The organism is Cupriavidus malaysiensis (genome assembly GCF_001854325.1).
Taxonomy (GTDB): domain Bacteria; phylum Pseudomonadota; class Gammaproteobacteria; order Burkholderiales; family Burkholderiaceae; genus Cupriavidus; species Cupriavidus malaysiensis.
In genome coordinates this window covers 106376-131018 of record NZ_CP017756.1, presented here as the reverse complement: position 1 = coordinate 131018, position 24643 = coordinate 106376, and the positions used below count along the sequence as shown (strand labels likewise).

Below are 24643 nucleotides of genomic sequence, written 5' to 3'. Positions count from 1 at the left end.
AGGCTCTCGGAAAAATGCAAGGAGACAGAGACATGCTTCCACTCCAGGGAATCCGGGTCGTTGATCTCAGTTCAGTCGTTATGGGCCCGTATGCCAGTCAATGGCTCGGCGATTTCGGCGCGGAAGTCATCAAGGTCGAACCGCCGTCCGGCGACTCCACGCGGCGCACGGGACCCGCGACCGAGCTCGGCATGGCCGCGCTGTTCCTGGGCGTCAACAGGAACAAGAAGAGCGTGGTACTCGATATCAAGACGCCGGCTGGCCGCGACGAATTGCAATCGCTCATCGCCACGGCTGACGTCTTCATGCACAACATCCGCCCGCAGAAGCTCGCTAGGCTCGGCCTCGACGCCCAGACTCTCCGGGGCAACTACCCCCGACTCGTGTACGCGGGGCTGCACGGCTTCGGCGAGGATGGCGTCTACGCGGGGCGGCCGGCGTACGACGACGTCGTGCAAGGCCTCTCGGGGGCGGTAGCTTTGATGCAAGCCAAGACGGGCGACGCACAGTACTTCCCCGCCGTGGCGGCCGATAAGACCAGTGGCCTCATTGCTGCGCTTTCCATTCTCGCAGCCCTTCTCAAGCGCGAGCGCGTAGGGCAGGGGAGCTATGTCGAGATCCCCATGTTCGAGTCCATGGTGGCGTTCAATCTTGTCGAGCACCTATACGGCCGCCACTTCGAGCCCTCGTTGGGGGCCGCGGGGTATCCCCGTGTTCTCGCGCCGGCCCGCAAGCCCTATGCGACGATCGACGGCTTCGTTTGCCTCATGCCTTATACGGACGCGCAGTGGGCGGCGTTCTTTCGCGCCACCGGCAACGACGACCTGGCCACTGACCGACGCTTCACATCGATTGCCGCAAGAACCGCGCACATCGAGCTGCTCTACGAGACCACCGCCGGGATCGTCGAGGAGGAGGCTACAGCCTACTGGCTCGCCTTGTGCGAGACGCTTGAGATCCCGGCGGCAGCGGTGCACAGCCTCGCGTCGCTGGAGGACGACGAGCACCTCCGGTCCTGTGGCTTCTTCCAGATGGTCCAGGATGGGCGTAACGGGACCCTGCGTTTCCCCGGAGTTCCGGTGAAGTTCGACGGCGAGCGCCCTGGGATCTCCTGCCCGCCGCGACTCGGCGAACACAACACCTCGCTTTTCGGCCGCCGTGGACCTGAACTGTCTCGCGGCATCGACGAAGCCCTACACGCAATCCAACAAGCGAACCAGGAGACACCATGACAGACTCGGTAGTGAAACAGCTCGGCCAAGGCTTCTATTGGGAAGACCTGACCGCCGGCGAGCGGTTCCGGACGCCCGCACGCACCGTGCGCGAATCTGACCTGACCGCATTCATCTCCACCACAGGCATGCTCGAGGCGATTTTCATCGAAGACAATTTCGACGGCAGCCGAATCTCCGGCAAGCCCGTGCCGGCTGTCCTCACCCATAGCCTGATCGAGGGGTTCATCCTCCAGACCATGATCCAGCGCACGGGGCTCGCCATGCTCGAGCTCGCCCTCAAGGTGCATGATCCCGTCCGCGTCGGCGACACCATCTACGGTGAGATCACGGTGAAGAGCGTCAAGCCGACATCGAAGACGAAGGATGCCGTCGTCGTCTCCGACATCGAAGTCTTCGTCAAGAGGCGAGACGGCTCTGGCGAGCCTGACGCTCTCGTGATGACTTACACCGCGACCCGCCTCCTCGCCGGCCGCCCCACCGACCCAACCGGTACTGCAAAGTGAAATCCCGATCGCTCACGCTTCTCGCCGCCGCCGCGGCCGCACTCACCGGCGCTACGGCCGCACACGCACAGGTGTCCTATCCCGACCGACCGATCCGTCTCGTCGTAGGTTTCCCCCCGGGGGGGCCAACCGACCTCGTGGCGCGCGTGCTCGCGAAACGGCTCAGCGATGAACTGGGCCAGAAGGTGGTGGTCGACAACCGCCCGGGCGCGAACGGCAATGTCGCTGCAGACACCGTTGCGAAGGCGGATCCCGACGGCTACACGGCGCTCTACGGCACCTCGGCGCTGGCGATCAGCCCTGCGCTCTACAAGAAGCTCACCTACGATCCGGTCAAAGACCTTGAGCCGGTCGCGCTGACGGCCGTCGTGCCTCTGGTACTGGAGATCGCGACAAGCGTGCCCGCCTCCACCGTCTCGGATTTCATCCGCTACGCCAAAGCCAATCCCGCGAAGCTGACATTCGCGTCCGCAGGGAACGGCAATGTGACCCATCTCGGGGCAATCCTCTTCAACCAGGTCGCGGGCATCGAAGCGGCCCATGCTCCGTATAAGGGAAGCGCACCGGCCGTCCAGGATCTGGCCGGCGGCCAGACACAGTTCATGACCGATACGGTCAATTCATCGCTCGCCTTCATTCGCGACAACCGCGTGAAGGCTCTCGCGGTACTGGGGGACAAGCGCAGCTCTGTGCTGCCGAACGTGCCGACGCTGGCAGAGCTCGGCGTGAAAGGCATGAACGTCGGCGCCTGGCAGGGAATCCTTCTGCCGGCGAAGACTCCTCACGCCATCGTCCAACAGATCAACACTGCCGCCAACAAGGCACTGACGTCCAAGGAGGTCGTGTCCGCGCTCGCAGCTCAGGGGGCTGAGCCACTTGGCTCGACACCCGACGAGTTCAAGGCGTACCTATCGAAGGAGACGACCCGCTGGGCAGCTGCCGTCAAACAGTCGGGCGCCTCAATCGATTGATTGATGGCCAACCGGCAAAAGGGAGTTCCATAACAAGAAGAGACGTGGCCAATAGGTAGCCATCATCAAGGATGATGGAATGTGCATACCTCACAGGCCAAAAGCGACAGGTTCTCACGGGCAATGCCATCAGCGTTGCGCCGAAGGTCACGTTTCGCCCAATTTCTGTTGCCTCGATCAGATTAAAGCATTGCTTTAAAGAGATATTAACAGATTCTAATTCGAGCGGGGAATTCTTTCTTCAGACAGCAAGGTGTCATATGCGAAATAGCATCAGCCTTACGATTGGGCAAAGCTACTTGCCCGATCTCTCGGTCAAAGGCAGCTCACTCATCCGCCCGGCGGTCGAAGCCATTGAGAGGAACCCAGGGGCAGCGGCCGATATCGCGCTCGCGACAACGGACCGGCTGATCCGGGACACACCGGATCAGCCGCAAGTACTGCGTGCGATTCTGAAGGAATGGGTTGCGGCGGTTTGCGTCGTGCGGGACCGGTCCTGATACACGTGCCTCCCGCAATCAGCAGCTCTCGGAGTATCAAGACGAGATGGTCGAGGACTGTGAATGCGCTTGAGCGCGCAGGCCGGGCCAGCCTGCGGCGCTAAGCGTCACCTCGTCGCGTCCTGAATGAAGGCATCAAGCCTTCTTTCGTAGTTTTCGAGCATACGCATAGACGGGCGCATATTCTCCTCGCGCCAACGCCAGAGTGTTGCTCGATTGATCTGAATCACCGCGTCCAGAGGTGCGTCGATGCCGCTGTCGGCCAGGCGCTTGATCCACTGATCTGTCAGCTCCCGCATGGTCGCGGCGCGATAGCGCTCCTGCATGCGCTGCGCTTCATTGACACCTTCTGCCTTCAGGGCCCGAGCTTCCGCTAGCACGGCGGGGTCGACGACTTTGACGACCCCATAGAAAAAGGATGTCAAGCGACCCGGCTTGATGTTGAGAAGGCTCGCGAAGTCCTTGATGCTATGGCCCAACTCCTTCCGGATAGCATTCAACTCCAGACCTTCTGGAGACGGTGTGAGTTTTTGCTTGTCCGCGGAAGTCGCCATGAGTGATCGCCCCGTGTCGGCGGCCGGCTCTCCTGCGATCGCGCTCTGCACGAGGCGTTGCACTTGGATGCGTGCTTCATCGCCAAAGATCAGCCCTGGGTTTTCAAACATACCACAGGGATCGTCACTGCCGACGGATGCTTGATAAATTCGCTCGGCCGCCTGGCACGCACGCTTCTCATCGACGGTGTCGTGTTCCGCCTTCGCGGCGGAATCACCGAGCAGCAAAGCCTCCTTGGAAGCGTCGGCCCAGGACGAATCGTCATACCCCGACGTGTGGATGAGCAGCGCGTCGAGCGAGACCTCGGCTCGCTTGCGTTGCATGGAGAGGCACAGGTTGCTGGCCAGGTTGTACAGGTGCAGCCAGATCTCGGCCGCGACCACCGGTTCGCCGATGGTCTTGGCAACCAGCGTCAGGCCGATCTCTTGCTGGATGTCCTCGAACCGCTCGAAGGAACGCAGTCGCCTCCAGCACGCGGCGCGCAGAACGCGCCTGGCCTTTGGCGAGCGGAAGAATGCCTGGATGACCGCCGTTCTGCAGCGCCGCGCGGGCGGGGCATCGAATGCCAGAACGAGACGCTCGTCATGTGGGGTCAGGTCGACGTATCCCGTGCCTTGCATGATTTCGTCACGAGATCTTCGAAAGCACCGCGCAAATCCGCTTCACTGCGGCAGTCTTTGAGCAGCTGATCTGCTGCCGCGAGCATGATGTCTGCTGCGATTGCAGGATTGGAGCGTATCCGGCTGGCGGTACGGTTGATGAAGTTGGCTGTAGTTGCGGCGCGAGTCGGCAAGTAGCTCCGACCGACCAGCAATGAGTGGCTGACGGACATTGGTACCTCACAATCGGATTGAAAGTCGCTTCAGTTGCCTCGCTCCCCAGCGAGGGAGAATGCCCGCTCCCCAGCAAGGCATCCTCGCGCTTATCGTAAGCGCCACAGTTTGGATTTTCAATACGCTACGCGAGGTGCATTTATATTATTTTTTCCGAATTTTAACTTCTGCGATGGAAGATCTTTCTTTTAAAGAAAAAAGAAGGTTTTATTGTCGATACGCCTATCGCTTGCGTGCGGTGCTGCGAGGATTTTCCCACGACCAGGCCCTACGGGACTCTGGCTTGCTGGCCATTGCCTCGTACTCCGCGAGATGCTCACCGCAGAACGCAGCCAAACGAACCACGTCAGGGAAAGCCGCCGAGATACGCTCCTCGCCCGCCGCGAGAAAGATGGTCTCGCCACCATCGGGTGCGGCTTGCACCACCACCGCGCTGGCGTACAGCGCATTGACACGAGTGATCGTGGGCATCGCGCTCGCGGCCGCGGACAGTGTCGCGGCCCAGACTTGGCGCTGCGCCGCGGCTCGAGCCTCCGCCCGCGTCAACTCATCACGCATGTAGGCGAGCGTGGACTGCAGCTCGGAGATGGTCTTCGACAGCGTTGAAGCTGTCGCCGCGGAATCCTCAAGCATAGCCCTGAGGCGGCCGATCTCTGCCTCCACGTGTTCGACCGTTCTCTCAGCCGCATCGGCAATAGCGCGTGCACGCGACATGTCTTCCGAAGCCCGGGCCCGCGCCTTCTCGAGATCGGCACGCTCCTGGGCGATCGAGGCCTCCACGTGCTCGCTGACGTGCGAAAAGATACTTTTGAAACACTGGCCGACCACCCGGGTCAGCTCCGGCGGAAAGGCCTCGGAAAGGTCGCCGGAAAGCGCGGATGCGTCTTCCAATTGCTCGCGGAACTCGGCCAGATCCTTCCCGATATCTCCCAGGCTTCCGCGCTGCGTGAAATGGAGGACCTTCTGCACCGACGGGTACACCCTGTACCCCTGAAGCAAGCGTGCGACGAGATGGCTGAGGTCCTTGCGCGTCGCACCGTCCTCCCGTGCGCGCTCGACAGCATTGCGAATGGTCGCGGACTGCTGGTCGTTGAGCGTTGTCCTGGTCGCCATACCTATGCCGCAAGGTGGCGAGGCTGGATCTGCAGCGAGACGAGTTGGGACTGCAGCCACTGCTCGACGTCGGCGTTGCCCCGATACGTGGCCGCAGCATCGTGGTCGAGAAGTAACTCACTGTTCCGATAGACCACCAGGCGATTGCCGTCCCGCTGCACCGCCGCGCCCTCGCGGCCACAACGGTTTCGCGTCACCTCTGCACGGAATCCGTGCGACGCCAGGTGGTCGTTGATCCATTGACCGATCGTATGCAGTTTCCGCGGCATGACGCGCACGGTTCCGCATTTGAAGCAGTCCCTTCTTCCCACCCTGTTGGGCATACCACAGTGATCGCAATGCCAGGCCATTTCACCCCCGCCGACGGAGATCTGTATGGCGAGAGGGTACTTCCGCTCTCGCGGGTAGTCAATGTAATGCCTTACGTATCACGTATTACTCACTGCAGTCGCGAAGTTGCCTTCCCTTCGGACACTTGGCCGCACACACATCGCCAGCTCGGCCCGCTTTGCCTGCTGCACGCTCTTCGTCAATAACGCAATGCGTCCAGATCAACAGCAGGTGTCCTGCCGTCGCACAGAAATGAATATGCACCTTGAAGTCCGTCGGACAAGAGTCTTAAATATTCCCGTGAGGCAGAACCCGTCGATGGAGGGTCCAATGTTGAAACAATTCGCACTTGGCCTTGCACTATCCGCTGCCGGCTTCTTGACTTCCGCTTATGCGCAAGACCTCAGCAATCCAGGTGCGGGCTCCTTGGAGGGTGATAGTTGTCGATCAAATAGCGATTGCGATCGATCGACGGGACAACATTGTGTTCACAACGCGTGTGCATATTCATGTCCAGGGGTCCCAATTCCATCTGGATATACACTCATGTGCCAAGGCATCGCCAATGGGAAGATCTACAACTTATGCGGCCGTGAAGACGTAAAGCCAGTTCGAATCGGCGAACAATGCGTGATCGGTATTCGCCCGGGAATAGCTGTTGCTCAGTAGCGCCGCACCTTCAATATTAAAATTTATAAAATGGAGTTGCGATGATAGATGATATCCGACGGAGTTTCATTATAAGATTTCTATATACATTTCTTATAGTCATCAACCCAGTCACTGCGGCTGAAGAATGCGGCTTCGATTCTGCCGGCCAGATCTGCCACGCATGGGCGGAAGCGACTAACGCAAATCTGCCATTCGTTAGACAGAAAACCTTCGAAACTTGCTGGGCTGCAAGTGTGGTGAACCTCTTGCGATACGTTGGCGTTCCATTCAATGACGAAGACCAAGTCATCCAAGAGACAACAGGCGTACCAAAATTAGGGAGCGCCAGCGAAGTGAGTCAAGCGCTAAATCAGACCTACATCTATGGGTCAGGACGAACTGTTAGTTTGTCTGTGGAGCGGTCTACCGACAACTACACTTCCACCAGCCACAGCCTTGATAATCTTGGCATTCACAATGCGCTAAAAGAAAATCGGCCCGTCTATTACGGCGACCTCAATCACGCAATGGTCGTTACCGACGTGTGGTCGCGCCCAACACCTTTCGGTCTGCAGGTGATACGTATGCGAGCTATTGACCCGGCAATAGGCAGCGTGCGTGATTTGTCTCCCAATGAGATGATCGGTACGTATGCGGCCATAGTCAATTTCACATTCGGTCATAGAAATGCGGGTGGCAACCACGTTAGCACACGAAACACCTGCCTAGAAAAGAGAATTGAAAAGTGCGTGACTGCGTGCACAGATCAATACGGAAGATCTCAGCAAGAATGTGAACAGATCACGTGCCGCCCAGGAGTGGGAGAAAATATGGACTGGGTGGCCGACTGCAGCGAGGACAATTGAGATAGCGGGCACAATCCGGCCGCAATTATCAGATGCCAAAGCGCACGCACCGGCACTGTGTCAACCTTCCCCGCGCCTCCAAAGCGCGGCTTCTCCATAGCATCTGACGTGGCGCGCTGGAAAGCATGATTCGACGTTCAAGCGGACATTTCAGCTTTGCTGGAACCGGACATTACGGCGTTGCTCCTAGACTGAATGTCCAGGCGGTTTTGAAGCGTCGGGGCACCAGTCACATTCAGTCGTCGGCACGGGCGTTTGACTTGTACGGGGTGGGAGGCTTTGGCGGGGCTTTGGTGGGGCGGTGGGGCTGGCCGGAGACGGCCGAGTCCCGCGCACGGTGGGGCGGCTCGGTCGCCACCGGCCAAGCCAGCCTGTCCGCGTGCCTTCGGTGTGGAGTTTAGGAGGTCTGGCGGCCTATCCCTCTAGTGGATGGTGGGCTTCCGTAACTCCGTCCCCTAAGCTTTATGGGTTGGCCAAGCGCGGCGTTAGCTCAAACGATTTTCGGGGGAGGAACAGAATGCTGCGGCGATTCGCGGTCGGGCTTTTGTCGATGCTGGCTTTTGCTTCGACATCCAACGCAGTCGATTCCCTACCACCCCCCTCGCCAGGCTCAATTCAGGCACCGAGCCCGGGAACGCCAGCACCTGGAATGCCGCCTATCCCAGCACGGTCATCCCTCCCAGCTGGCTACAAATGGTGCGTGGTTGACATCGCGTTGCCCGGCGATCCACAGAGTTTTTGCCCTACAAAGGCGACCGCAGGGTCATGCACCTGCGAGGCCGCGCCAGGCTTCTCGATGATGAAGCCCTCAAAAGGGCAAGTGGCCGCCGACATCCCAAAACTGGATCGGCCGCCGGTCCAAGGTGTCGACTACCCGGCTGACGCGCCTACCGTAGGCCCCGCACCAAAAGGCTACCGTTGGTGCATGGTTGACCCTCGGTTTCTGAAATCTGGAGCGCCTCCGGACTACTGCCTGACCGACGCCCTCGCAGGGGAATGTGCCTGCAAAGCAGTCAAAGGATGGTGGGGAAAGAAGAAGGCTGAACTCGGCTACCGTGGCATCGTTTTTCAGGATTTGACATTTCAGTACGGTGCGCTCCCCATCGTGTGGCCAAAGGCGCCGGGCGAAGACCGTCTTTGCGCGAAAGCGAGATCCCACACGAACAATTACTATTACTACAGCGAGCAGTATGCGGAGATCCGAGCCTATTCGTGCGACGAGCCTGACAAGAAGGTGCAAGCTGATCGACTGCGGGTATCTTGGCGTTTTGAGGGCGAAGAGTACAAACACCTCGAATGCCGTAACACCGACATATGCACATACGGAGAGCGCCTATATGGTCCCGGGGCCAGCAAGACAATCCAGTGTTCCGCGGGCACCGTCTATGGGCCCAATCAGCGAGCAGGCGCTTCGACCAACCCGTACTACTGCCCATGAACCAGCTTGTCGCGTTGCCGCGGCACCCCAACCATGAAAGGCGTCCGAACACGGAGCCTTTTTCGCGCGATACGCCAATTTCTCGGCATACTAGGCTGATGCGTGGCGCAAGTCCGCGCCAGATTACCGGGCCGCAATTCGCCGTCTTCGACCGCCTGGACGGTCTTGAGCCTGTCTAGCTCGCGCATGCTTACCGAAATGACCTCAGATCTAGCCATCGCTTGGCGTCTCCATTGCATCCAACCGGGCAGGCTGGATAGCATGGTTCGGCGTTCAAGCGGACATTTCAGCTTTGCTAGAACCGGACATTACCGCGTTGCTCCTACATCCGTTCGTTGTCCAGGCGGTTCTCAGGTGTCGTGTGGCTGGCTATATTCAAATGTCGGCACGGGCGTGCGGTTTGTGCGGGCTTGGAGGCTTTGGCGAGTTTTCGGTGGGGCGGTGGGGCTGGCCGGAGACGGCTGAGTTGCGAGCAGGGTAGAGCGTGGCCAGGCCCCAACAACGGGCCTTCACCGACCTGACTGCTCGTCTTGGCCCGGCCGAGAGCGGGCAGCCAGGGTCCTTTTCGCATTCGTATCGCCACGCGATCTTTCATGGGTGATCGTTCTTGCAATAGCACTTACTTGATGGCCAGCTACATTTCTTGCACGCCTTGGGCATCCACCTTGGAGCCACGAAAGGACCCACGAAGAAATATAGATAAGGTGTTCCGCATCTTGGACACCGGAAGATCGCATTCCATATAGCGAACGCGATCATGAGGATGAGCATAACCGGTACCATCACACCGATTTTCCGGGCGCCAGCAAGGTAGCCGCAGGTCAACCACGCGATCCAGAACCCAAAGAAGATGATGTAGAACTTACGTCGCGGCGACATGGAGTCCTCTTGGTATTGATCGATTTTCCTTTGACCGTTCGTATTTTCGCGGCCGTGTGTTGCTCAGCACCAATACATGTTTATTCATTCCCCCCCCCAATCTGTACTGAGCCCCCTGACCATCAGGTCAGTTCAGCGTCTTACCGTGCCACACCCCGAAGCCCAAAGCAATTGCCTGCATGTCGGACATCGCACATATGGCCGTGTCGCGACTGAGCAGCCCTCTACCGATAGCATTCATCGCGGCCGAGGTCTCTCGGTGACAAGGGGGGCAGTAGCCGCCCTTCGGCATCGGGCGGGCCCGGCGTCCGCTATCGGGCAGCAAGCGGCCAATTAGGGCCGGGGCGTGCCTTTGATCGCCCGCTCCAGGTCCAGCCGGTTGATCAACCGCTGACGCTTCACGTGCCCCGGCGGGTGCTGCGGCCGCGGTGGCTCGCCGGCCAGCGTCCGCGACGGGCCGGCCTGATGCCGGTCGTCGCGCAGCGCTTGTACCTGGGCGGCGATATCCAGCACGTGCCCCAGCCGCTTGTTCTCCACGATGGCGCCCTGGTCGATCTCCGAGAGCCGGTGGTAGGTGGTGTAGGGCAGGGCAGCGCCGTCGGCCCACAGCTCCACGTGCCCGTCCGGATAGTCGGCCACCTCGATGTAGCGGTGGATCAGGCGGCGGTGCTCGGGGCGGTCCTCCAGCAGGTACATCACCTTGTCGTATTGCAGCGTGAGGCTAGCCGACACCTTGCGCCACTCGCGCCAGCTGAAGATTCGTTCCAGATCCTCGTCGCCACGCAGCGGCCGGTGCGCGTTGAAATCGCTCTTTGGCTCCTTGGCAAAGCGCGCGTTGAAGTCCGCGATGAACGTCGGCGCATAGGCGTTGGCGGCGTCCATCGAGCTGATGCCGCGCAACCGTAGCTCCTTGACCAGGCGGTCCTGCAGCGTGCCGTTCATCCGTTCGACGCGGCCCTTGGCCTGGCTGGAATTGGCACAGAGGCTGTCGATATTCAGCTCGAACAACGCGCGCCCGAACTGCGTGTAGCCGCAGCCTTCGGCATTCGCCTTGGTGTTGACCCGGAACACGCTGAACTTGTCCGAATAGAACGCCTGTGGCTTGCCGTGCCGCTCGAGGTAGGCCCGGGTGGCGGTGAAATAGGCGGGGGTCGACTCGGTCGGCACGAACAGCAGCTGCATCAGCCGGCCGGTGGCGTCGTCGACGTACACCAGCAGCGTACAGGCCGGCGCGCGGCCCTCAAACCAGCGGTGATCGCTGCCGTCGATCTGGACCAGCTCGCCCAGGCACGCCCGCCGGTTGCGCGGCTGGTGGACCTTGGGCGGGCGCTGCCTGCGCGGCACCCAGAAGCCCGCGTCGACCATGATCCGGCGCACCGTTTCCTTGGCTAGGTCGATGCCGTGGCGCTCGCGCAGCTTCTCGGCCGCCAGCGTCGGACCGAAATCCGCGTAGCTGTCGCGGATCAAACCGCGCACGCGCGACTCCAGGCCGAGCGGCAACTGGCGATGGCCAGGTTGGCCCCATTTGCGCGATACGAGGCCGCGCGGGCCGTCCTGCCGGTAGCGTTGCACCAGTCGCTCGACCTGGCGCTTGGAGATCCCCAGCTTCTCGGCGGCGCGCCAGACCATCAGGCCGTCCTGCACGACGGCCTCGATGACCTTGCACCGATCCAGCTCCCGCATGCTCATGGTGATCGTCTCGGGTCGGCCCATGCTCGTGCCCCTGGCTGGCCACAAAGGTGGCTAGCTTCGCACAATCCTGGGGTACGACATTTGAATTCATCCCAAGTACGACATTAGAAAAAATGCCCAACATTCGTTGTCCAGGCGGTTCTCAGTTGTCGCGTGGCTGGCTACATTCAAATGTCGGCACGGGCGTGCGGTTTGTGCGGGCTTGGCGGGCTTTGGCTGGGTTGCTCGGTGAGGCTGGCCTGACGCGACGGAGACCCGCGCCAGGTGGGGTGGTGGCCGCGCGGTGGGCTCAGTTCAACTGACCGCGTGCTGGCGGGGGGGGGCTGCGGGGCCGCGCGCTCAAGCCGGGGCTATCGCGCGGACGCGCTCCGCAAGGTGTCGCGCCTCGGCCAGACCGGTCAGGGACGCTTGGCTCCGATCGGTGGCGACCAGGCGGCTGCCGACCGGGTTCGGCCAGAAGCCGGCACTCGACATGAGGGCCCTGATTGCACACAATCCTGAGAAGCGTTCGCCGCAGCCGCCCCTTCCGGGCGGCATACCAACATTACTGAACTGATTGCCGCAGTGATGTCCATGGACCTTCAGGCTTTCATTAGGCGCTCGAGGCGAACAGTCTAATGAAGGCAGAATGTAGCCAATATCGGAATTACATCTATCCTCGGAGTTTGACAATGAGATGCCAGATTTGCGCGCGTGAACTGAATCGAGGCGACGATCCATTGTCCGTGGACTGCGGTGGCGATTGTTGGGGATGCATCGGAGAAATTGAAGCGGAGATGGGTGACAAGGCATCGCTGGAGAAGGTGCGCGACGAGCATTCGCGCGGACTTCGACCAAGTTGGACGGCCCCTTTAGATGGCGACTGACGGCCAATCGGGGACAGTCACCGCTGGACAATCGCTATACTCCTCCGCTGATATGCGACGCATTAGCGACGCAGGAACCGAAGGACGCTTATGTCGGAAAACGATTTTGATATCAAACTGGATGAGTTGGTGGATCGCTCTGTCGGCAAGCTTCTCACGGCCGACAGTTTCGATCCCTCAGCATTTGATGCCCTCAAGGAATATCTATGGCAGAAGGGTGAGGGACTTCAGCATGAATACTGCGTGTCAAAGCAGATTCTGCGCACCCTCCGGTCGACCGTAAGTGCCATAACAAGTCGAGCGGAGTATCTGCCTTCCGTGCGCCAACACCTTAAATTGGCCCGAGAGTTCGACGGAATGCTCGACAGCCTGATCGCGGGAGAGACCCGCGCAACTCGAACTCCTGGGGTTCCTCGGGTGATTTAATCCGACGCATGGAATGTCTGCTTCCAGCAAGGACGACTGACCGCTAAGGGTTCGGTGGCGGTCACCACTACCAGGTTGCCCAATGAATGCTTAGGGTCGGTAGCCGCCCTTCAGCATCGGGCGGGCCCGGCGTCCGCTATCGGGCAGCAAGCGGCCAACTAGGGCCGGGGCGTACCCTTGATCGCCCGCTCCAGGTCGATCCGATTGATCAGCCGCTGACGCTTTACGTGCCCCGGCGGGTGCTGCGGCCGTGGTGGCTCGCCCTGCAGCGTCCGCGACGGGCCGGCCTGATGCCGGTCGTCGCGCAGCGCTTGTACCTGGGCGGCGATATCCAGCACGTGCCCCAGCCGCTTGTTTTCCACGATGGCGCCCTGGTCGATCTCCGAGAGCCGGTGGTAGGTGGTGTAGGGCAGGGCAGCGCCATCGGCCCACAGTTCCACGTGCCCGTCCGGATAGTCGGCCACTTCGATGTAGCGATGGATCAGGCGGCGGTGCTCGGGCCGGTCCTCCAGCAGGTACATCACCTTGTCGTATTGCAGCGTGAGGCTGGCCGACACCTTGCGCCACTCGCGCCAGCTGAAGATTCGTTCCAGATCCTCGTCGCCACGCAGCGGCCGGTGCGCGTTGAAATCGCTCTTTGGCACCTTGGCAAAGCGCGCGTTGAAGTCCGCGATAAACGTCGGCGCATAGGCGTTGGCGGCGTCCATCGAGCTGATGCCGCGCAACCGCAGCTCCTTGACCAGGCGGTCCTGCAGCGTGCCGTGCATCCGTTCGACGCGGCCCTTGGCCTGGCTGCAATTGGCGCACAGGATGTCGATATTCAGCTCGAACAACGCCCGTCCGAACTGCGTATAGCCTCGGCCTTCGGCGTTGGCCTTAGCGCTGACCCGGAACACGCTGAACTTGTCCGAATAGAACGCCTGCGGCTTGCCGTGCCGCTCGAGATAGGCCCGGGTGGCGGTGAAATAGGCGGGGGTCGACTCGGTCGGCACGAACAGCAGCTGCATCAGCCGGCCGGTGGCGTCGTCGACATAGACCAGCAGCGTGCACGCCGGCGCGCGGTCTTCGAACCAGTGGTGGTCGCTGCCGTCGATCTGGACCAGCTGGCCCAGGCACGCCCGCCGATTGCGCGGCTGGTGGACCTTGGGCGGGCGCTGCCTGCGCGGCACCCAGAAGCCCGCGTCGACCATGATCCGGCGCACCGTTTCCTTGGCCAGGTCGATGCCATGACGCTCCCGCAGTTTCTCGGCGGCCAGCGTTGGGCCGAAGTCGGCGTAGCTGTCACGGATCAGTCCGCACACGCGAGACTCCAGGCCAGGCGGCAACTGGCGGTTGCCGGGGCGGCCGCGCTTGCGCGAAGCGAGGCCGCTCGGCCCATCCGCCCGGTACCGCTGCGCCAAGCGCTCCACCTGCCGGCGCGACAAGCCCAGCTTCTCGGCGGCGCGCCAGACCGCCAGGCCGTGCTCCACCACGGCCTGTATCACCTTGAGTCGGTCCAGTTCGCGCATCGTCACGGTCAGAATCTCGGGCTTGCCCATGGCGGCCTCCAGTCTCGGACGGACGGAAAGCCGCCAGCTTGCCAGGACTGGCAAGCACTGCGACAGTTCTAATTGGCCCAAGTACGACAATACTATTTGGCCGTAACATTCGTTTCGCGCATAAGAGTTTTTATGGTAAATTGGTTTCGAACGCAACCAAATCTATTCTAGCGAACCTGTCGAGACGAACTAGCGGGTCCTAGTTGATAGCAAGCGATCCCAGTCGAATACTGCTAAGCCGCGGTGCGCCAGACAGTTCTGGCGATTGGAACCGCTCCCCAAGGATCTCAAGGCAAGCCTGCAGTAGGGATTCGACGGTACCGGTCGAAAGCTCTCGACCGATCGCGATATCGAGCTCGAGCGCCGGTCCGCCGGCGAGCCGATCGTCCAATTCAGCGACCGCGGCGTAGATCGCGTCCGCCATTTGCTGCATGAAGCCGAGTCCCAGCCCGGCATCCCGGTACGGCCCCTCGATCCACGCTTCACACAGCGTCGCGAACAGCGCCCCATAGTCGTCGAGGTTGATCGCGAACGTGCAGAAGCCAATCGGATCCAGATCGCGCGTCAGGATGAGCCGGTAGTTGACGATCTGGCCAACCACCTCGTCCAGATCGTCGCTCGACAGGCTGACTTCTTCTGCCACGCCAACCGACCAATCTTCATCCTCCAGAGTTTCGCCAAGCATCGGCTCGCCGGTCCAAGGCAGCGTCGTCGCGTCTCTGGCCAGCTTGGCGCGCAGCGTCGCCAGGAGTTCGGCCCTGCCTGGCGCATCCTGTGGCTCCGTGTAGATCGCGTAGCGCTCGGCGTCGTCGGCGCCGAGGAAGTCCGGGCCTAGCAGAGGGGCCCGGCGCATTGGGATAGAGCCGGCCTGCAGCGCGACGCGCAGGCGGGAGTCGTTCGTATCGTTCATGTCGGTTGGCTTCCGTCGTGGTGTGGAGCACTATGCACCGAGCTGGTCGGAGTGGCAATTGGCTCGATTGCTGTATAAATAAACAGTACAATGGACTGTATATTCATACAGTATCGTGTTTGGCAGGAACCCGCCATGACCGCGCCCGCCCCCGAAACCATCCATCCATGCCTCTGGCTCGCATCACAGTTGGCGCGGGCAGCCGGCCGCACCGTACCCACGGGCTACGCCGCGTTGGCCGGCGAGTTGCCGGGCGGGGGCTGGCCGACGGGCACGCTGGTGGAATTGCTGGTGCGCCAGGCGGGCGTGGGTGAGTTGCGCCTGTTGCGCCCAGCGCTGGCCAGCCTGGCTCCGCGCCCGATCGTACTTCTGGACCCGCCCCACGCGCCCCAGGGGCTGGCCCTGGCCAACTGGGGACTGCCGCCGGCTCAGTTGCTGTGGCTGCGCAGCGAGCGCACCGCCGACGCTCTTTGGTCCGCCGAGCAGATTCTGCGCGCCGGCACGTGCGGCGCCCTGCTGTTCTGGTCGCAGCACCTGCGCAACGATGCGCTGCGCCGTCTCAATCTGGCCGCCCAAGCTGGCGATACGCTGTTCTACCTGATGCGGCCGGCCACCTGTGCGCGCGACGCATCGCCCGCGCCGCTACGCATCGGCATAGCGCCGGCTGCCGGAGGCGCCGAGCTGACCTTTTTCAAGCGGCGCGGGCCGCAGCAGGACAAGCCTGTCTTGGTACCGCTGGAACCCTCGCCCATCCTGCTTCGCCGCCATGTATCGCCTTTGGATCTGCCTGCGCCTACCGCGCCTGTGCCTGGAAGTCTTCCGGCCACGCTGGTCCACTGAGCTGGCCGTCGCGGTCCTCGACAAGGACCGGGTCCATCTGGCCTCCGCGCTGGCTGCCGCCGCCGGCGTGCGGGCGCAGATGCGCCGCGGCGGCGTGCAGACCATCGCCCCTCAGACCGTGCTCCTCGAACGGGCACCCACACGCGAGGCGGAAGGCCTTCGCGCCTTCGCGCTCGCCCTGCTCCAGTTCTCGCCATCCGTGGTCGAGGCTGAGGAAGATGCCGTTCTGGTCGACGTGTCGGCCAGCCTGCGGCTGTTCGGCGGTGCGCGCCGGCTGCGCGCGCGCATGCGTGCCACGGCCGAAGCGCTCGGGTACACGGTGGCGGTTGGCTGCGCACCGACGGCGCAAGGCGCTTGGCTGCTCGCGCGCGCCGGCGGCGGCGTCGCGCTCAAGCCGGCCGGTCTCGGCCGCCAGTTGGCAACCCTTCCCGCCGCGGTGCTGCCGGCGGCACGGCCGCACGCCGACTGGCTGGACGGTCTGGGCTGCCGCACGCTGGGCGACCTGCGCCGCCTGCCGCGCGCCGGCCTGCAGCGCCGCTGCGGCGCGGCGATCAATGAGGCTTTGGACCGCGCCCTGGGCGAGGCCGCCGAGGTATTCGACTGGCTGGAGGCCCCGCCAACGTTCGCCGCGCGCGTGGAACTGCCCGACCGCATCGAACACGCCGAGGCTACCCTCGCCTACGCCGGCGGCCTGATCGAGCAGCTGGTGGGATGGCTCACCGCGCGGCACCTGGCCGTGACCCGCTTCGCCGTGTCGCTGCAGCACGAGCGCGGCCGCGAGGCCATCCCGCCGACCGTGGTCGAGGTAGCGCTGGCCGAGCCGAGTTGGCACGCCGCTCACCTGAACCGCCTGCTGCGCGAGCGCCTCGCGCGGCTGGCTGTCGACGCGCCGATGATTGCGGTCCACCTGGCCGCCGTCGACACGCAACCGCTGGCGCCGCCGAGCGAAAGCTTGTTCCCGGAGCCAGGCGGAACGCCCGAGGACCATGCCCGGCTGTTGGAGCTGCTCACCGCGCGGCTGGGCGCCGAGCGCGTGCTGCAGCCCGCCCTGCAGGCAGACTACCGGCCCGAGGTTGCCAACACCTGGGTGCCCGCCGGCACCAAGGTGGCCGCGGGCGGGCCTGCGCCGGCATTGCCCCGCCCGGCTTGGCTGCTCGATAAGCCGATTCCGTTGCTGGAGCGCGACCACCGCCCGTACTACGGCTCGCCGCTGCGCATGGTCTCCCCGCCCGAACGCATCGAGGCCGGCTGGTGGGCCGGCGAGGTGGTGACGCGGGACTACTACGTTGCCGAGGGCCAGGACCACACCTGTTACTGGGTGTTCCAGGAGCGCATGGGCAGCCGCGAGGGCGACGCCGCGCACTGGTACTTGCACGGGCTCTTTGGCTGAGGCGTCGCCATGCTGCCCCAACCTTCCGGCGTCGGCCTACCCGACTACGCCGAGCTGCACTGCCTCTCGAACTTTTCCTTCCTGCACGGCGCCTCGCGGGCGGAAGAGCTGGCGGAGCGCGCCGTGGCGCTGGGCTATCAAGCGCTCGCGATCACCGACGAATGCTCGCTGGCCGGCATCGTGCGCGCCCATACGGTCGCCAAGCAGCACGGCCTGAAGCTGGTGGTCGGCGCCAGCTTCCGTCTCAAGAATGCCGACGGTAGCCCAGCCCTCTCCTTCGTCGCGCTCGCGCGCAACCGCGCCGGCTACGGCAACCTGTGCGAACTCATCACGCTGGCGCGCACCCGGGCCGCCAAGGGCAGCTACCATCTGACCATGCGGGACCTGGCCGCGCCCGAGGCGCCTTACTCCCACTTGCGCGGCCTGCCAGACTGCCTGGTACTGTTCACGCCCGATTACTGCGCGCCGGCCGACCAGTTGGACGCACAGGCCGTCTGGATCTCGGCGACCTTTGCCGGTCGCGCCTGGATGGCGCTCCACCTGCTCTACCGCCCGCTCGACGACATCCACCGCGCCGGCGTCGAGGCGGCTGCGGCCCGCCATCGCCTGCGCCTGGTGGCGGCCGGCAACGTGCTCATGCACGTGCGCTCGCGCAAGCCGCTGCTGGATGTGCTGGGTGCCATCCGCTTAGGGCGGCCGATCGCGCAGTGCGGCTACGACCTGACGCCGAATGCCGAGCAGCACCTGCGCTCGCGGTTGCGCCTCGCCAACCTCTACCCGCATCGGCTGCTGACCGAGTCGGTCCATATCGCCAATCTGTGCAATTTCTCGCTGGACGAGTTGCGCTACGAGTATCCCGAGGAACTGGTACCGGACGGCCGCTCGCCCACCGACTACCTTCGCGACGAGGCCTACGTGGGCGCCCACCGCCGGTTCCCTCAAGGCATCCCTCTGGCCGTCCAGCAGCAACTGGAGCACGAGCTGGCGCTGATCGCGGATCTTCGGTACGAGCCCTACTTTCTCACGGTCTACGATTGCGTCAAGTTCGCGCGCTCACAGGGCATCCTGTGCCAGGGCCGGGGATCGGCCGCCAACTCAGCAGTCTGCTACTGCCTGGGCATCACCGAGGTCGATCCCGCCCGCGGCAACCTACTGTTCGAACGTTTCATCTCAAAGGAACGCGGCGAGCCGCCGGATATCGACGTCGATTTCGAGCACCAGCGGCGCGAGGAGGTGATCCAGTACCTGTATCGCAAATACGGGCGCGATCGCGCAGCACTAACCGCCGCGGTGTCCACCTACCGGCCGCGCGGCGCGCTGCGCGAATCCGGCAAGGCCCTGGGCGTGGACCCAGCGATCGTTGACCTGGTCGCCAAGGCGCAGCACTGGTTCGATGGCAAGGCCGACCTGATGCGGCGCTTCGCCGAGTGCGGGCTCGACACGGAAGCGGAACTCACGCAGCGCTGGGCCAGCATGGCCACGCAGCTGCTCGGTTTTCCTCGCCACCTGTCGCAGCATTCGGGAGGCTTGGTCTTCGCCAAGGACAAGCTGTCGCGCCTGGTACCGATCGAGAATGCCGCGATGGCGGACCGCAGCGTGATTCAGTGGGACAAGGACGACCTCGACGCACTCGGCCTGCTCAAGGTCGACGTGCTGGCCCTGGGCATGCTGTCGGCCATCCACCGGGCGCTCGACCTGGTGGCCGAGCAGCGCGGCGAGGCCTTCGAGCTGCAAGACATCCCGCCCGAAGACCCGGCGACCTACGACATGTTGTGCCGCGCGGACAGCATGGGCGTGTTCCAGGTGGAGTCGCGCGCGCAGATGTCGATGCTACCCCGCCTGCGGCCGCGCACGTTCTACGACCTGGTGATCGAGGTGGCGATCGTGCGGCCAGGCCCGGTACAGGGCGGCATGGTGCACCCCTACCTGCGCCGCCGGCAGGGCTTTGAGCCGGTGTCCTACCCCAGCCCGGACATGGAGAAGGCGCTCTCGCGCACGCTCGGCGTGCCGATCTTCCAGGAACAGGTCATGCAGGTGGCTATGTTGGCGGCCGGCTTCTCCGCCGGCGAGGCCGACCAGCTGCGTCGCGCCATGGCGGCGTGGAAGCGCAAGGGGGGCCTGGGCAAGTATCACGAGCGCATCGTCACCGGCATGCTGGCCCGCGGCTACGATCTCGAGTTCGCCGAAAGTATCTTCCGGCAGATCCAGGGCTTCGGCGAGTACGGCTTCCCGGAGAGCCACGCGGCCAGCTTCGCCCTCCTGGTCTACGCCTCGGCTTGGCTGAAGTGCCATGAGCCGGCTGCTTTCCTGTGCGCGCTGCTCAACAGTCAGCCGATGGGCTTCTACACGCCTTCACAGTTGGTGCAGGACGCCAAGCGGCATGGGGTCACGGTGCTGGCCGCCGACGTGGCCACAAGCGGCTGGGATTCCGCACTCGAGCGGCCAGCCGACGGCGCGGCGCCGGCGGTGCGCCTTGGCCTGTCGCTGTTGCGGGGCATGCGCCGCGAGGCCGCTCAGCGCATCGAGGACGCGCGCGCGATCCGGCCCTTCTCCGGCGCGGCAGACCTGGCCCGGCGTGCTGGCCTCGACCGTCACGACCTGCAGGTACTCGCCGGCGGCAATGCCCTGGCATCGCTCACCGGCGGGCGGCGGCAGGCGCTGTGGCAGGCCGCCGCGGCCGTGCCCGACAAGGATCTGCTGCGCCCGGCCGACGTGAAGGAGGAAGCTGCCGCCCTGGCGCCTCCCACGGAAGGCGAGGAGATCGCGGGGGACTACCGCGCGATGGGGTTGACGCTGCGCCGCCACCCGCTTGCCCTGCTCCGGCCGCTGCTGGCCGCGCGGCGCTTCGTGCCAGCCGACGTTCTGGCTGGCTACCAGTCGCGCCAGACCGCGCGCGCCGCCGGCATTGTGACGGTGCGCCAGCGCCCGGGCACGGCGAACGGGGTCGTCTTCCTGTCCTTAGAGGACGAAGCCGGGGTCGTCAATGTGATCATCTGGCCCGACGTGTTCGAGCGCTTTCGCAAGGAGATCCTGGGCGCCGCCATGCTTGGGGTCTACGGGCAGTGGCAACGCGAGGGCGAGGTGAGGCACCTGATCGCCCAACGCGTCGAGGACCTTTCCCACCTGATGGGTAACCTGGTCACGGTGAGCCGCGACTTCTGTTGAGTGCCAGTCGACTGCCCCCCTCAGACGCTTACAATCAGCGTGGGCCAGCCAAAGGGGCGAGTCCCTCCTTAAAAAATTATACTTGCGTACCCCACTGGAGCAGCCAAAATCGATGTCATGGTGACACCATAATATTGACGACTATCGACGTCCGCGGCAACCCAAGCGAGTAAGGCGCAACCAGTGAGGACACAATGGCATCCCGCAAGACCATACCGCTATCGATCGTTCAGCAGCACTCGGTAATCCGTGCGGTAACGCAGACCGCGAGCAGGACGCGTGCAGCCACCCATCGGCAGACACCGGAACCGCGGTACCGGACGGTACTCGCTCCGAATGCAAACTGGCCGAAATAATGCCTGGACAGAGGACCAGCAAATGGATGATGCAATTTCGACGGACCGCACTCTGATGCGAAAGGCCGCAATCGCGGTCGGGTACGAGGTAGTGCGGCTTGCCGACGACAAGCGTGCGCTGCTTCTTTTCGGTGTCCAGAAGCCATGGAACCCGCTCGACAGCGACGCGGAAGTGTTTCGTCTAGCCATCATCGTCCCTGGCATCGATGTCACGAAGATCCTCGCCGAGGCCTTCGTGCTTCACCCTAACGACGAAGGGAAGCGCGCAGGGCACGTGAGGCGCGCGATTACCGAGGCTGTTGCAGCAAAAGCCGACGAGGGCTCGCCTACTGCGGCCGCGTGGCCAGCCCTACCGCGCATGGGCAACTGAAGAATTATTCGGCAACGCCGCCCAGGAGAAGGCACCATGTCTACCAACCTCACCGACAAGCAGGAGGCCGTACTTGTGTTCGCAGCTCTTCATGGCAAGATCGATTTCTATGAGGCGACCATGATGGGTGCGACAGGGTCCACCTTGGCCAGCATGACAAAGAAGGGCTGGCTGGACAAGCAGGAGAGCGAGGCTGGCAACGACTGGACCGTAACCGAGGCTGGCAAAGCATTGGTCCCCCCCTCAGTTCAAGTGACCACGGATAGCCGCGATGACCACTTCTGACGATGGGAATGATGCCGACAGCGTCTTTGGACTGTGGTGTGCGAAGCGTGACCAGATCAATGCCATTGACTATGGCCGCCGGACGGAAGCCTACGACGGTCAGCGCGACGATCTGCGTCGCGACGCAGACGACCTCGCGACGCGCTATCGCGGGCTGACGGGCCGCGCACCAACATAACGAATAGGACATCGATGACATCCTGCAGCATGAGCCAGCTGGCGAGACCCTGTGGTTCCTGCCCTTGGCGGTGTGACTCCATGGCCGGCGATATTCCCAACTTCGACATCGGCCTTGCGGAGAGCCTGGCAGCTACCTGCCCCGACGACCGAGGCATGGGGCCGGATTTCGGAGCGAGCATCTTCGCATGTCATCAGTCGAAGTTGGGGGCGGAGTTCGCGTGCGCTGGCTGGCTCGCCAGGGTCGGACATCGCCACCCAAGCGTACGGTTGGCAGTTGCAACTGGCCGGCTGCATCCAGCCGCCCTCACGCCTCAAGACGATTGGCCTCCGCTGCACGATGCCTATGAGCAGGTTCTCGAGAAACTCCGCGCATCGTGCGCGGCAGGCGAAAGTAATCAAAAGGAGTAACCCTCCGATGGGAATCCGTCGAGTCTTTGACCAGGTCATGAGCGTTTTCGAACGGACCGTTTCCTTGTGCTTTGGAGCACATATCCACCTCCTCGTCCATGAACTGGGACATTTGGTTGCCGGCCTCGTTTTCGGACAACGGGCGACCGCTTTGAGAATTGGGACTGGGCCATCAGTGCATTTTTTTCGCCGAAGCCGCTTTCCGATACAAATCGGACTCTACGCAACCTCTGCGCATATCGAGGTACTCCCGCCAAGCAAGCCGTGGCAAGCTGTAATCGCGTACGCGGCAGGGCCAGCTGCCAGTATCATCGTCGCGGTAGTGTTCTTTGATTTTCATCCTCATGGATGGCTGTCGTGGGGGCTAGATATTTGGCTCTTCGTACTCTGGGCAGTGCCGGGAGTCCAAAACCTGCTCCCTCACTATCCCGACGGCAAGGCGATTTTTGGAATTGTCCGAGATCATTTTTCCCAAGGATGATCCGGGGGAACCCGTTGAGAAGCGACAAGAAAAGGCGTTACGGACGCGATTCCAGGGTGAGCTGCAGCGGCTACGCCAGGGTGCAGGCGATGCGCGAGCGGGCATCCCCTCCCGAATATGTTCTGAATGACGAGGAGAAGCATGGCAGACTTGGTGAGCCGAGTGGAGCTGTTGCGCAGCGCCATATATTGCGGCGGTGTCTATGCCCTGTGGCGAGTGGTTTTGTCAGTGTTGTTCCCGTTCCTCAGCGGGTCGCTCTGGCAAAGTGTGATCGGGCCCATCTTGGTGCAACGGTGGCCGGCATTGGGGCAAAGTGAAAACCAATCTCGTCCCTCATACCTTCCGACCTCGCCAGGCCAACCGTCCGTTGCCTCGTTCGGTCTGTTCCCGCCACCAGTGGATGATCTGACGGACGGAATTCGAGATGGCCTCGTGTTAGGGGTTTTGTACGCACTGCTTCCCGAAGTAGTCCAGCCAGGCTTTCTGACCTTTCTGTTGGCCTTTGTCGTTGGAAAGGTCGTTTGGCGTATTGTCAGCACAAAGGGTGCCGAGGCCACCGACCGTACAATATTGGCAATTCGAGAAGTCCTGATGTACCTCGGAGCAATCGGCGCACTCCGGGCGTCCGAACTGCTCCAATAGGCAACGGATCATCCTTGCACCAATCGGAGAATCACCACGATGGCTACCAAGCCCCTGCACCGGGTACAGCCCGAAACCGAGCGGATTCTGACCGGAGGCCAAGGTTGGCCATCCTTCACAGCCGGCCATGAGCGGGCGATTCGGCGTGCTTCTGCACACAATTGGTTCGTTCAGCCGGAGACCCCCATCGGAGTCATTGTGGACATCGAGGAGTGCCGTGACGATGTGAACAGGCTAAATGCAGTGATGACCGAAGCGACCCGGGAGTTGCTTGCGGAAATCAGTGATCGCATGGCTCAGGATTATTCAGACCGTAGTCATATCCTTCAGGAAGTATTTGCACTTCATAGAGAGGGGCGCTATCTCGCTTCCATCCCACTATCGCTAGCGACAGCCGAAGGAATCGGATTGGGCGAGACAAGAAAGTCGATATTCAACGTTCGTGGACCTCGTCCTGAGATTGCTCCTTGGATTGACAATGCCGGCGTGCAACGGCATGAATTGGCGTTCCTCTCGGCGTTGCTTGAAAACCATCCGATGGCCAAGCCGAAGGCGGGCTATCTGAGCAGGCATGGCGTTCTTCATGGGAGGCAACTGGACTATGGAAGTGAAATATTCTCCCTGCAGGCGATATCGCTCCTGGGATTCGTCGGTTGGGTTTTCTCCGATGATGGCCTGACGTAAGTTGACGTCTGCACTTAACGAAAACGTTAGGGAAGGCAAAATGCAGTTGAATGATTCCGATCGACGTAGCGCCATGTTCACTAAGAAGAGTGTCCCGCCAGCGCCGCCTGTTCTCGCTAATGACGACAACGCTGGGAGTCCCTTCGCGGCGCACCTACAGAACGTGGTACGGCGCTTTCCGCCCCACGTGGTACCTGTCACGCAGGATCCGAGGATGTTGGACGCTCTCTGTTCGGCTGGCACGCCGAGAGGCGGGACTGCGCGCACTGGAAATGAGTACTTGTTCACACCAGGAGGCGACGTTAGGTACCAGCCGAACTTGGCCGATGCTGGAACATTCGAAACAGAGGCGGATGCTGCCGAAGCGCGCCGCGAGCATAGCGATCCGGGCTTCTTGGTGACCCGCGCTTCAAGAATGGGTAAGCTCGTCCAATGAAACACACGAACTACCTTCTTGGCGATGCAAGCGACCCAGCGAACTGGGGGGACTCCGCATTCACTAGAGGCGGTGTCTGGGCGCCACTCGAGTTAGTCGT

The 24643-nt window shown here is 62.5% G+C and carries 23 protein-coding genes; 16 read left to right on the top strand and 7 right to left on the bottom strand.

The genetic code is table 11. The features are described 5' to 3' along the window. The first annotated feature begins 32 nt into the window (after window positions 1-32). From BKK80_RS35055 to BKK80_RS35040, 4 genes are all read left to right on the top strand, one after another. On the top strand, window positions 33-1232 hold the full coding sequence (locus BKK80_RS35055; protein WP_071073794.1) for a CaiB/BaiF CoA transferase family protein: 1200 nt from the start codon (window positions 33-35) through the stop codon (window positions 1230-1232). Then, window positions 1229-1738, top strand: a complete 510-nt coding sequence (locus BKK80_RS35050; RefSeq protein WP_071073792.1) for a MaoC family dehydratase — start codon at window positions 1229-1231, stop codon at window positions 1736-1738. Before BKK80_RS35055 ends, BKK80_RS35050 begins: the two co-directional genes overlap by 4 nt. Continuing rightward, window positions 1735-2709 (top strand): tripartite tricarboxylate transporter substrate binding protein, encoded by a 975-nt coding sequence (locus tag BKK80_RS35045; protein ID WP_071073789.1) that lies wholly within the window; start codon window positions 1735-1737, stop codon window positions 2707-2709. Before BKK80_RS35050 ends, BKK80_RS35045 begins: the two co-directional genes overlap by 4 nt. Before the next feature lie 260 nt (window positions 2710-2969). Beyond that, the gene (locus tag BKK80_RS35040; protein ID WP_071073787.1) at window positions 2970-3209 is read left to right on the top strand and encodes a hypothetical protein; all 240 of its coding nucleotides are present in this window, start codon (window positions 2970-2972) and stop codon (window positions 3207-3209) included. 107 nt (window positions 3210-3316) lie between these two features. Here BKK80_RS35040 and BKK80_RS35035 read toward each other — a convergent pair whose 3' ends face one another. From BKK80_RS35035 to BKK80_RS35025, 4 genes are all read right to left on the bottom strand, one after another. Next, window positions 3317-4384: a hypothetical protein gene (locus BKK80_RS35035; RefSeq protein WP_071073785.1), complete on the bottom strand. Its 1068-nt coding sequence runs from the start codon at window positions 4382-4384 to the stop codon at window positions 3317-3319. Further along, window positions 4357-4596, bottom strand: a complete 240-nt coding sequence (locus tag BKK80_RS36990; RefSeq protein ID WP_157903475.1) for a hypothetical protein — start codon at window positions 4594-4596, stop codon at window positions 4357-4359. Before BKK80_RS36990 ends, BKK80_RS35035 begins: the two co-directional genes overlap by 28 nt. 223 nt (window positions 4597-4819) lie before the next feature. Beyond that, window positions 4820-5710 carry a DNA-binding protein gene (locus BKK80_RS35030; protein WP_071073783.1) on the bottom strand — a complete coding sequence of 297 codons (891 nt, stop codon included), beginning with the start codon at window positions 5708-5710 and terminating at the stop codon, window positions 4820-4822. A 2-nt stretch (window positions 5711-5712) separates the two neighbouring features. Beyond that, entirely contained in the window at window positions 5713-5979 is a 267-nt protein-coding gene (locus BKK80_RS35025; protein ID WP_071073781.1) for a hypothetical protein, read from the bottom strand. A 771-nt stretch (window positions 5980-6750) separates the two neighbouring features. Here BKK80_RS35025 and BKK80_RS36985 point away from each other — a divergent pair. Together BKK80_RS36985 and BKK80_RS36980 are read left to right on the top strand one after the other, a co-directional pair. Then, on the top strand, window positions 6751-7557 hold the full coding sequence (locus BKK80_RS36985; protein WP_157903474.1) for a papain-like cysteine protease family protein: 807 nt from the start codon (window positions 6751-6753) through the stop codon (window positions 7555-7557). A gap of 796 nt (window positions 7558-8353) precedes the next feature. Then, window positions 8354-8995, top strand: a complete 642-nt coding sequence (locus BKK80_RS36980; protein WP_157903473.1) for a hypothetical protein — start codon at window positions 8354-8356, stop codon at window positions 8993-8995. A 1212-nt stretch (window positions 8996-10207) separates the two neighbouring features. On the opposite strand, the gene BKK80_RS35020 is transcribed toward BKK80_RS36980, so the two are convergent. Beyond that, window positions 10208-11587, bottom strand: coding sequence for an ISNCY family transposase (locus BKK80_RS35020; RefSeq protein ID WP_084545957.1), 1380 nt, complete (start codon window positions 11585-11587; stop codon window positions 10208-10210). Between the two features lie 935 nt (window positions 11588-12522). Here BKK80_RS35020 and BKK80_RS35015 point away from each other — a divergent pair. Further along, window positions 12523-12858, top strand: coding sequence for a hypothetical protein (locus BKK80_RS35015; RefSeq protein ID WP_071073779.1), 336 nt, complete (start codon window positions 12523-12525; stop codon window positions 12856-12858). A gap of 158 nt (window positions 12859-13016) precedes the next feature. On the opposite strand, the gene BKK80_RS35010 is transcribed toward BKK80_RS35015, so the two are convergent. Both BKK80_RS35010 and BKK80_RS35005 read right to left on the bottom strand, forming a co-directional pair. Continuing rightward, window positions 13017-14396 (bottom strand): ISNCY family transposase, encoded by a 1380-nt coding sequence (locus BKK80_RS35010; protein WP_084545955.1) that lies wholly within the window; start codon window positions 14394-14396, stop codon window positions 13017-13019. 199 nt (window positions 14397-14595) lie between these two features. Continuing rightward, complete coding sequence (locus tag BKK80_RS35005; RefSeq protein WP_071073778.1) at window positions 14596-15306, bottom strand: hypothetical protein; 711 nt, start codon at window positions 15304-15306, stop codon at window positions 14596-14598. Between the two features lie 135 nt (window positions 15307-15441). Between BKK80_RS35005 and imuA the strand changes: the two genes are divergently transcribed. The 9 genes from imuA to BKK80_RS36970 all read left to right on the top strand — a co-directional run bounded on the left by imuA (window position 15442) and on the right by BKK80_RS36970 (window position 24107). Beyond that, entirely contained in the window at window positions 15442-16146 is a 705-nt protein-coding gene (gene imuA, locus BKK80_RS35000; protein ID WP_071073776.1) for a translesion DNA synthesis-associated protein ImuA, read from the top strand. Further along, the gene (locus BKK80_RS34995) at window positions 16073-17536 is read left to right on the top strand and encodes a Y-family DNA polymerase (protein ID WP_071073774.1); all 1464 of its coding nucleotides are present in this window, start codon (window positions 16073-16075) and stop codon (window positions 17534-17536) included. Before imuA ends, BKK80_RS34995 begins: the two co-directional genes overlap by 74 nt. A gap of 9 nt (window positions 17537-17545) precedes the next feature. Continuing rightward, on the top strand, window positions 17546-20701 hold the full coding sequence (locus BKK80_RS34990; protein ID WP_071073772.1) for an error-prone DNA polymerase: 3156 nt from the start codon (window positions 17546-17548) through the stop codon (window positions 20699-20701). A gap of 378 nt (window positions 20702-21079) precedes the next feature. Next, on the top strand, window positions 21080-21427 hold the full coding sequence (locus tag BKK80_RS34985) for a hypothetical protein (protein ID WP_157903472.1): 348 nt from the start codon (window positions 21080-21082) through the stop codon (window positions 21425-21427). A 36-nt stretch (window positions 21428-21463) separates the two neighbouring features. Further along, the gene (locus BKK80_RS34980; protein ID WP_071073768.1) at window positions 21464-21712 is read left to right on the top strand and encodes a hypothetical protein; all 249 of its coding nucleotides are present in this window, start codon (window positions 21464-21466) and stop codon (window positions 21710-21712) included. Continuing rightward, window positions 21699-21890 carry a hypothetical protein gene (locus BKK80_RS36975; protein ID WP_157903471.1) on the top strand — a complete coding sequence of 64 codons (192 nt, stop codon included), beginning with the start codon at window positions 21699-21701 and terminating at the stop codon, window positions 21888-21890. Before BKK80_RS34980 ends, BKK80_RS36975 begins: the two co-directional genes overlap by 14 nt. 14 nt (window positions 21891-21904) lie before the next feature. After that, window positions 21905-22300 (top strand): DUF6283 family protein, encoded by a 396-nt coding sequence (locus tag BKK80_RS37715; RefSeq protein WP_335582982.1) that lies wholly within the window; start codon window positions 21905-21907, stop codon window positions 22298-22300. Beyond that, entirely contained in the window at window positions 22230-22781 is a 552-nt protein-coding gene (locus tag BKK80_RS38095; RefSeq protein WP_418235929.1) for a site-2 protease family protein, read from the top strand. Before BKK80_RS37715 ends, BKK80_RS38095 begins: the two co-directional genes overlap by 71 nt. A 681-nt stretch (window positions 22782-23462) precedes the next feature. Continuing rightward, window positions 23463-24107, top strand: a complete 645-nt coding sequence (locus BKK80_RS36970) for a hypothetical protein (protein ID WP_157903470.1) — start codon at window positions 23463-23465, stop codon at window positions 24105-24107. Window positions 24108-24643 lie beyond the last annotated feature (536 nt).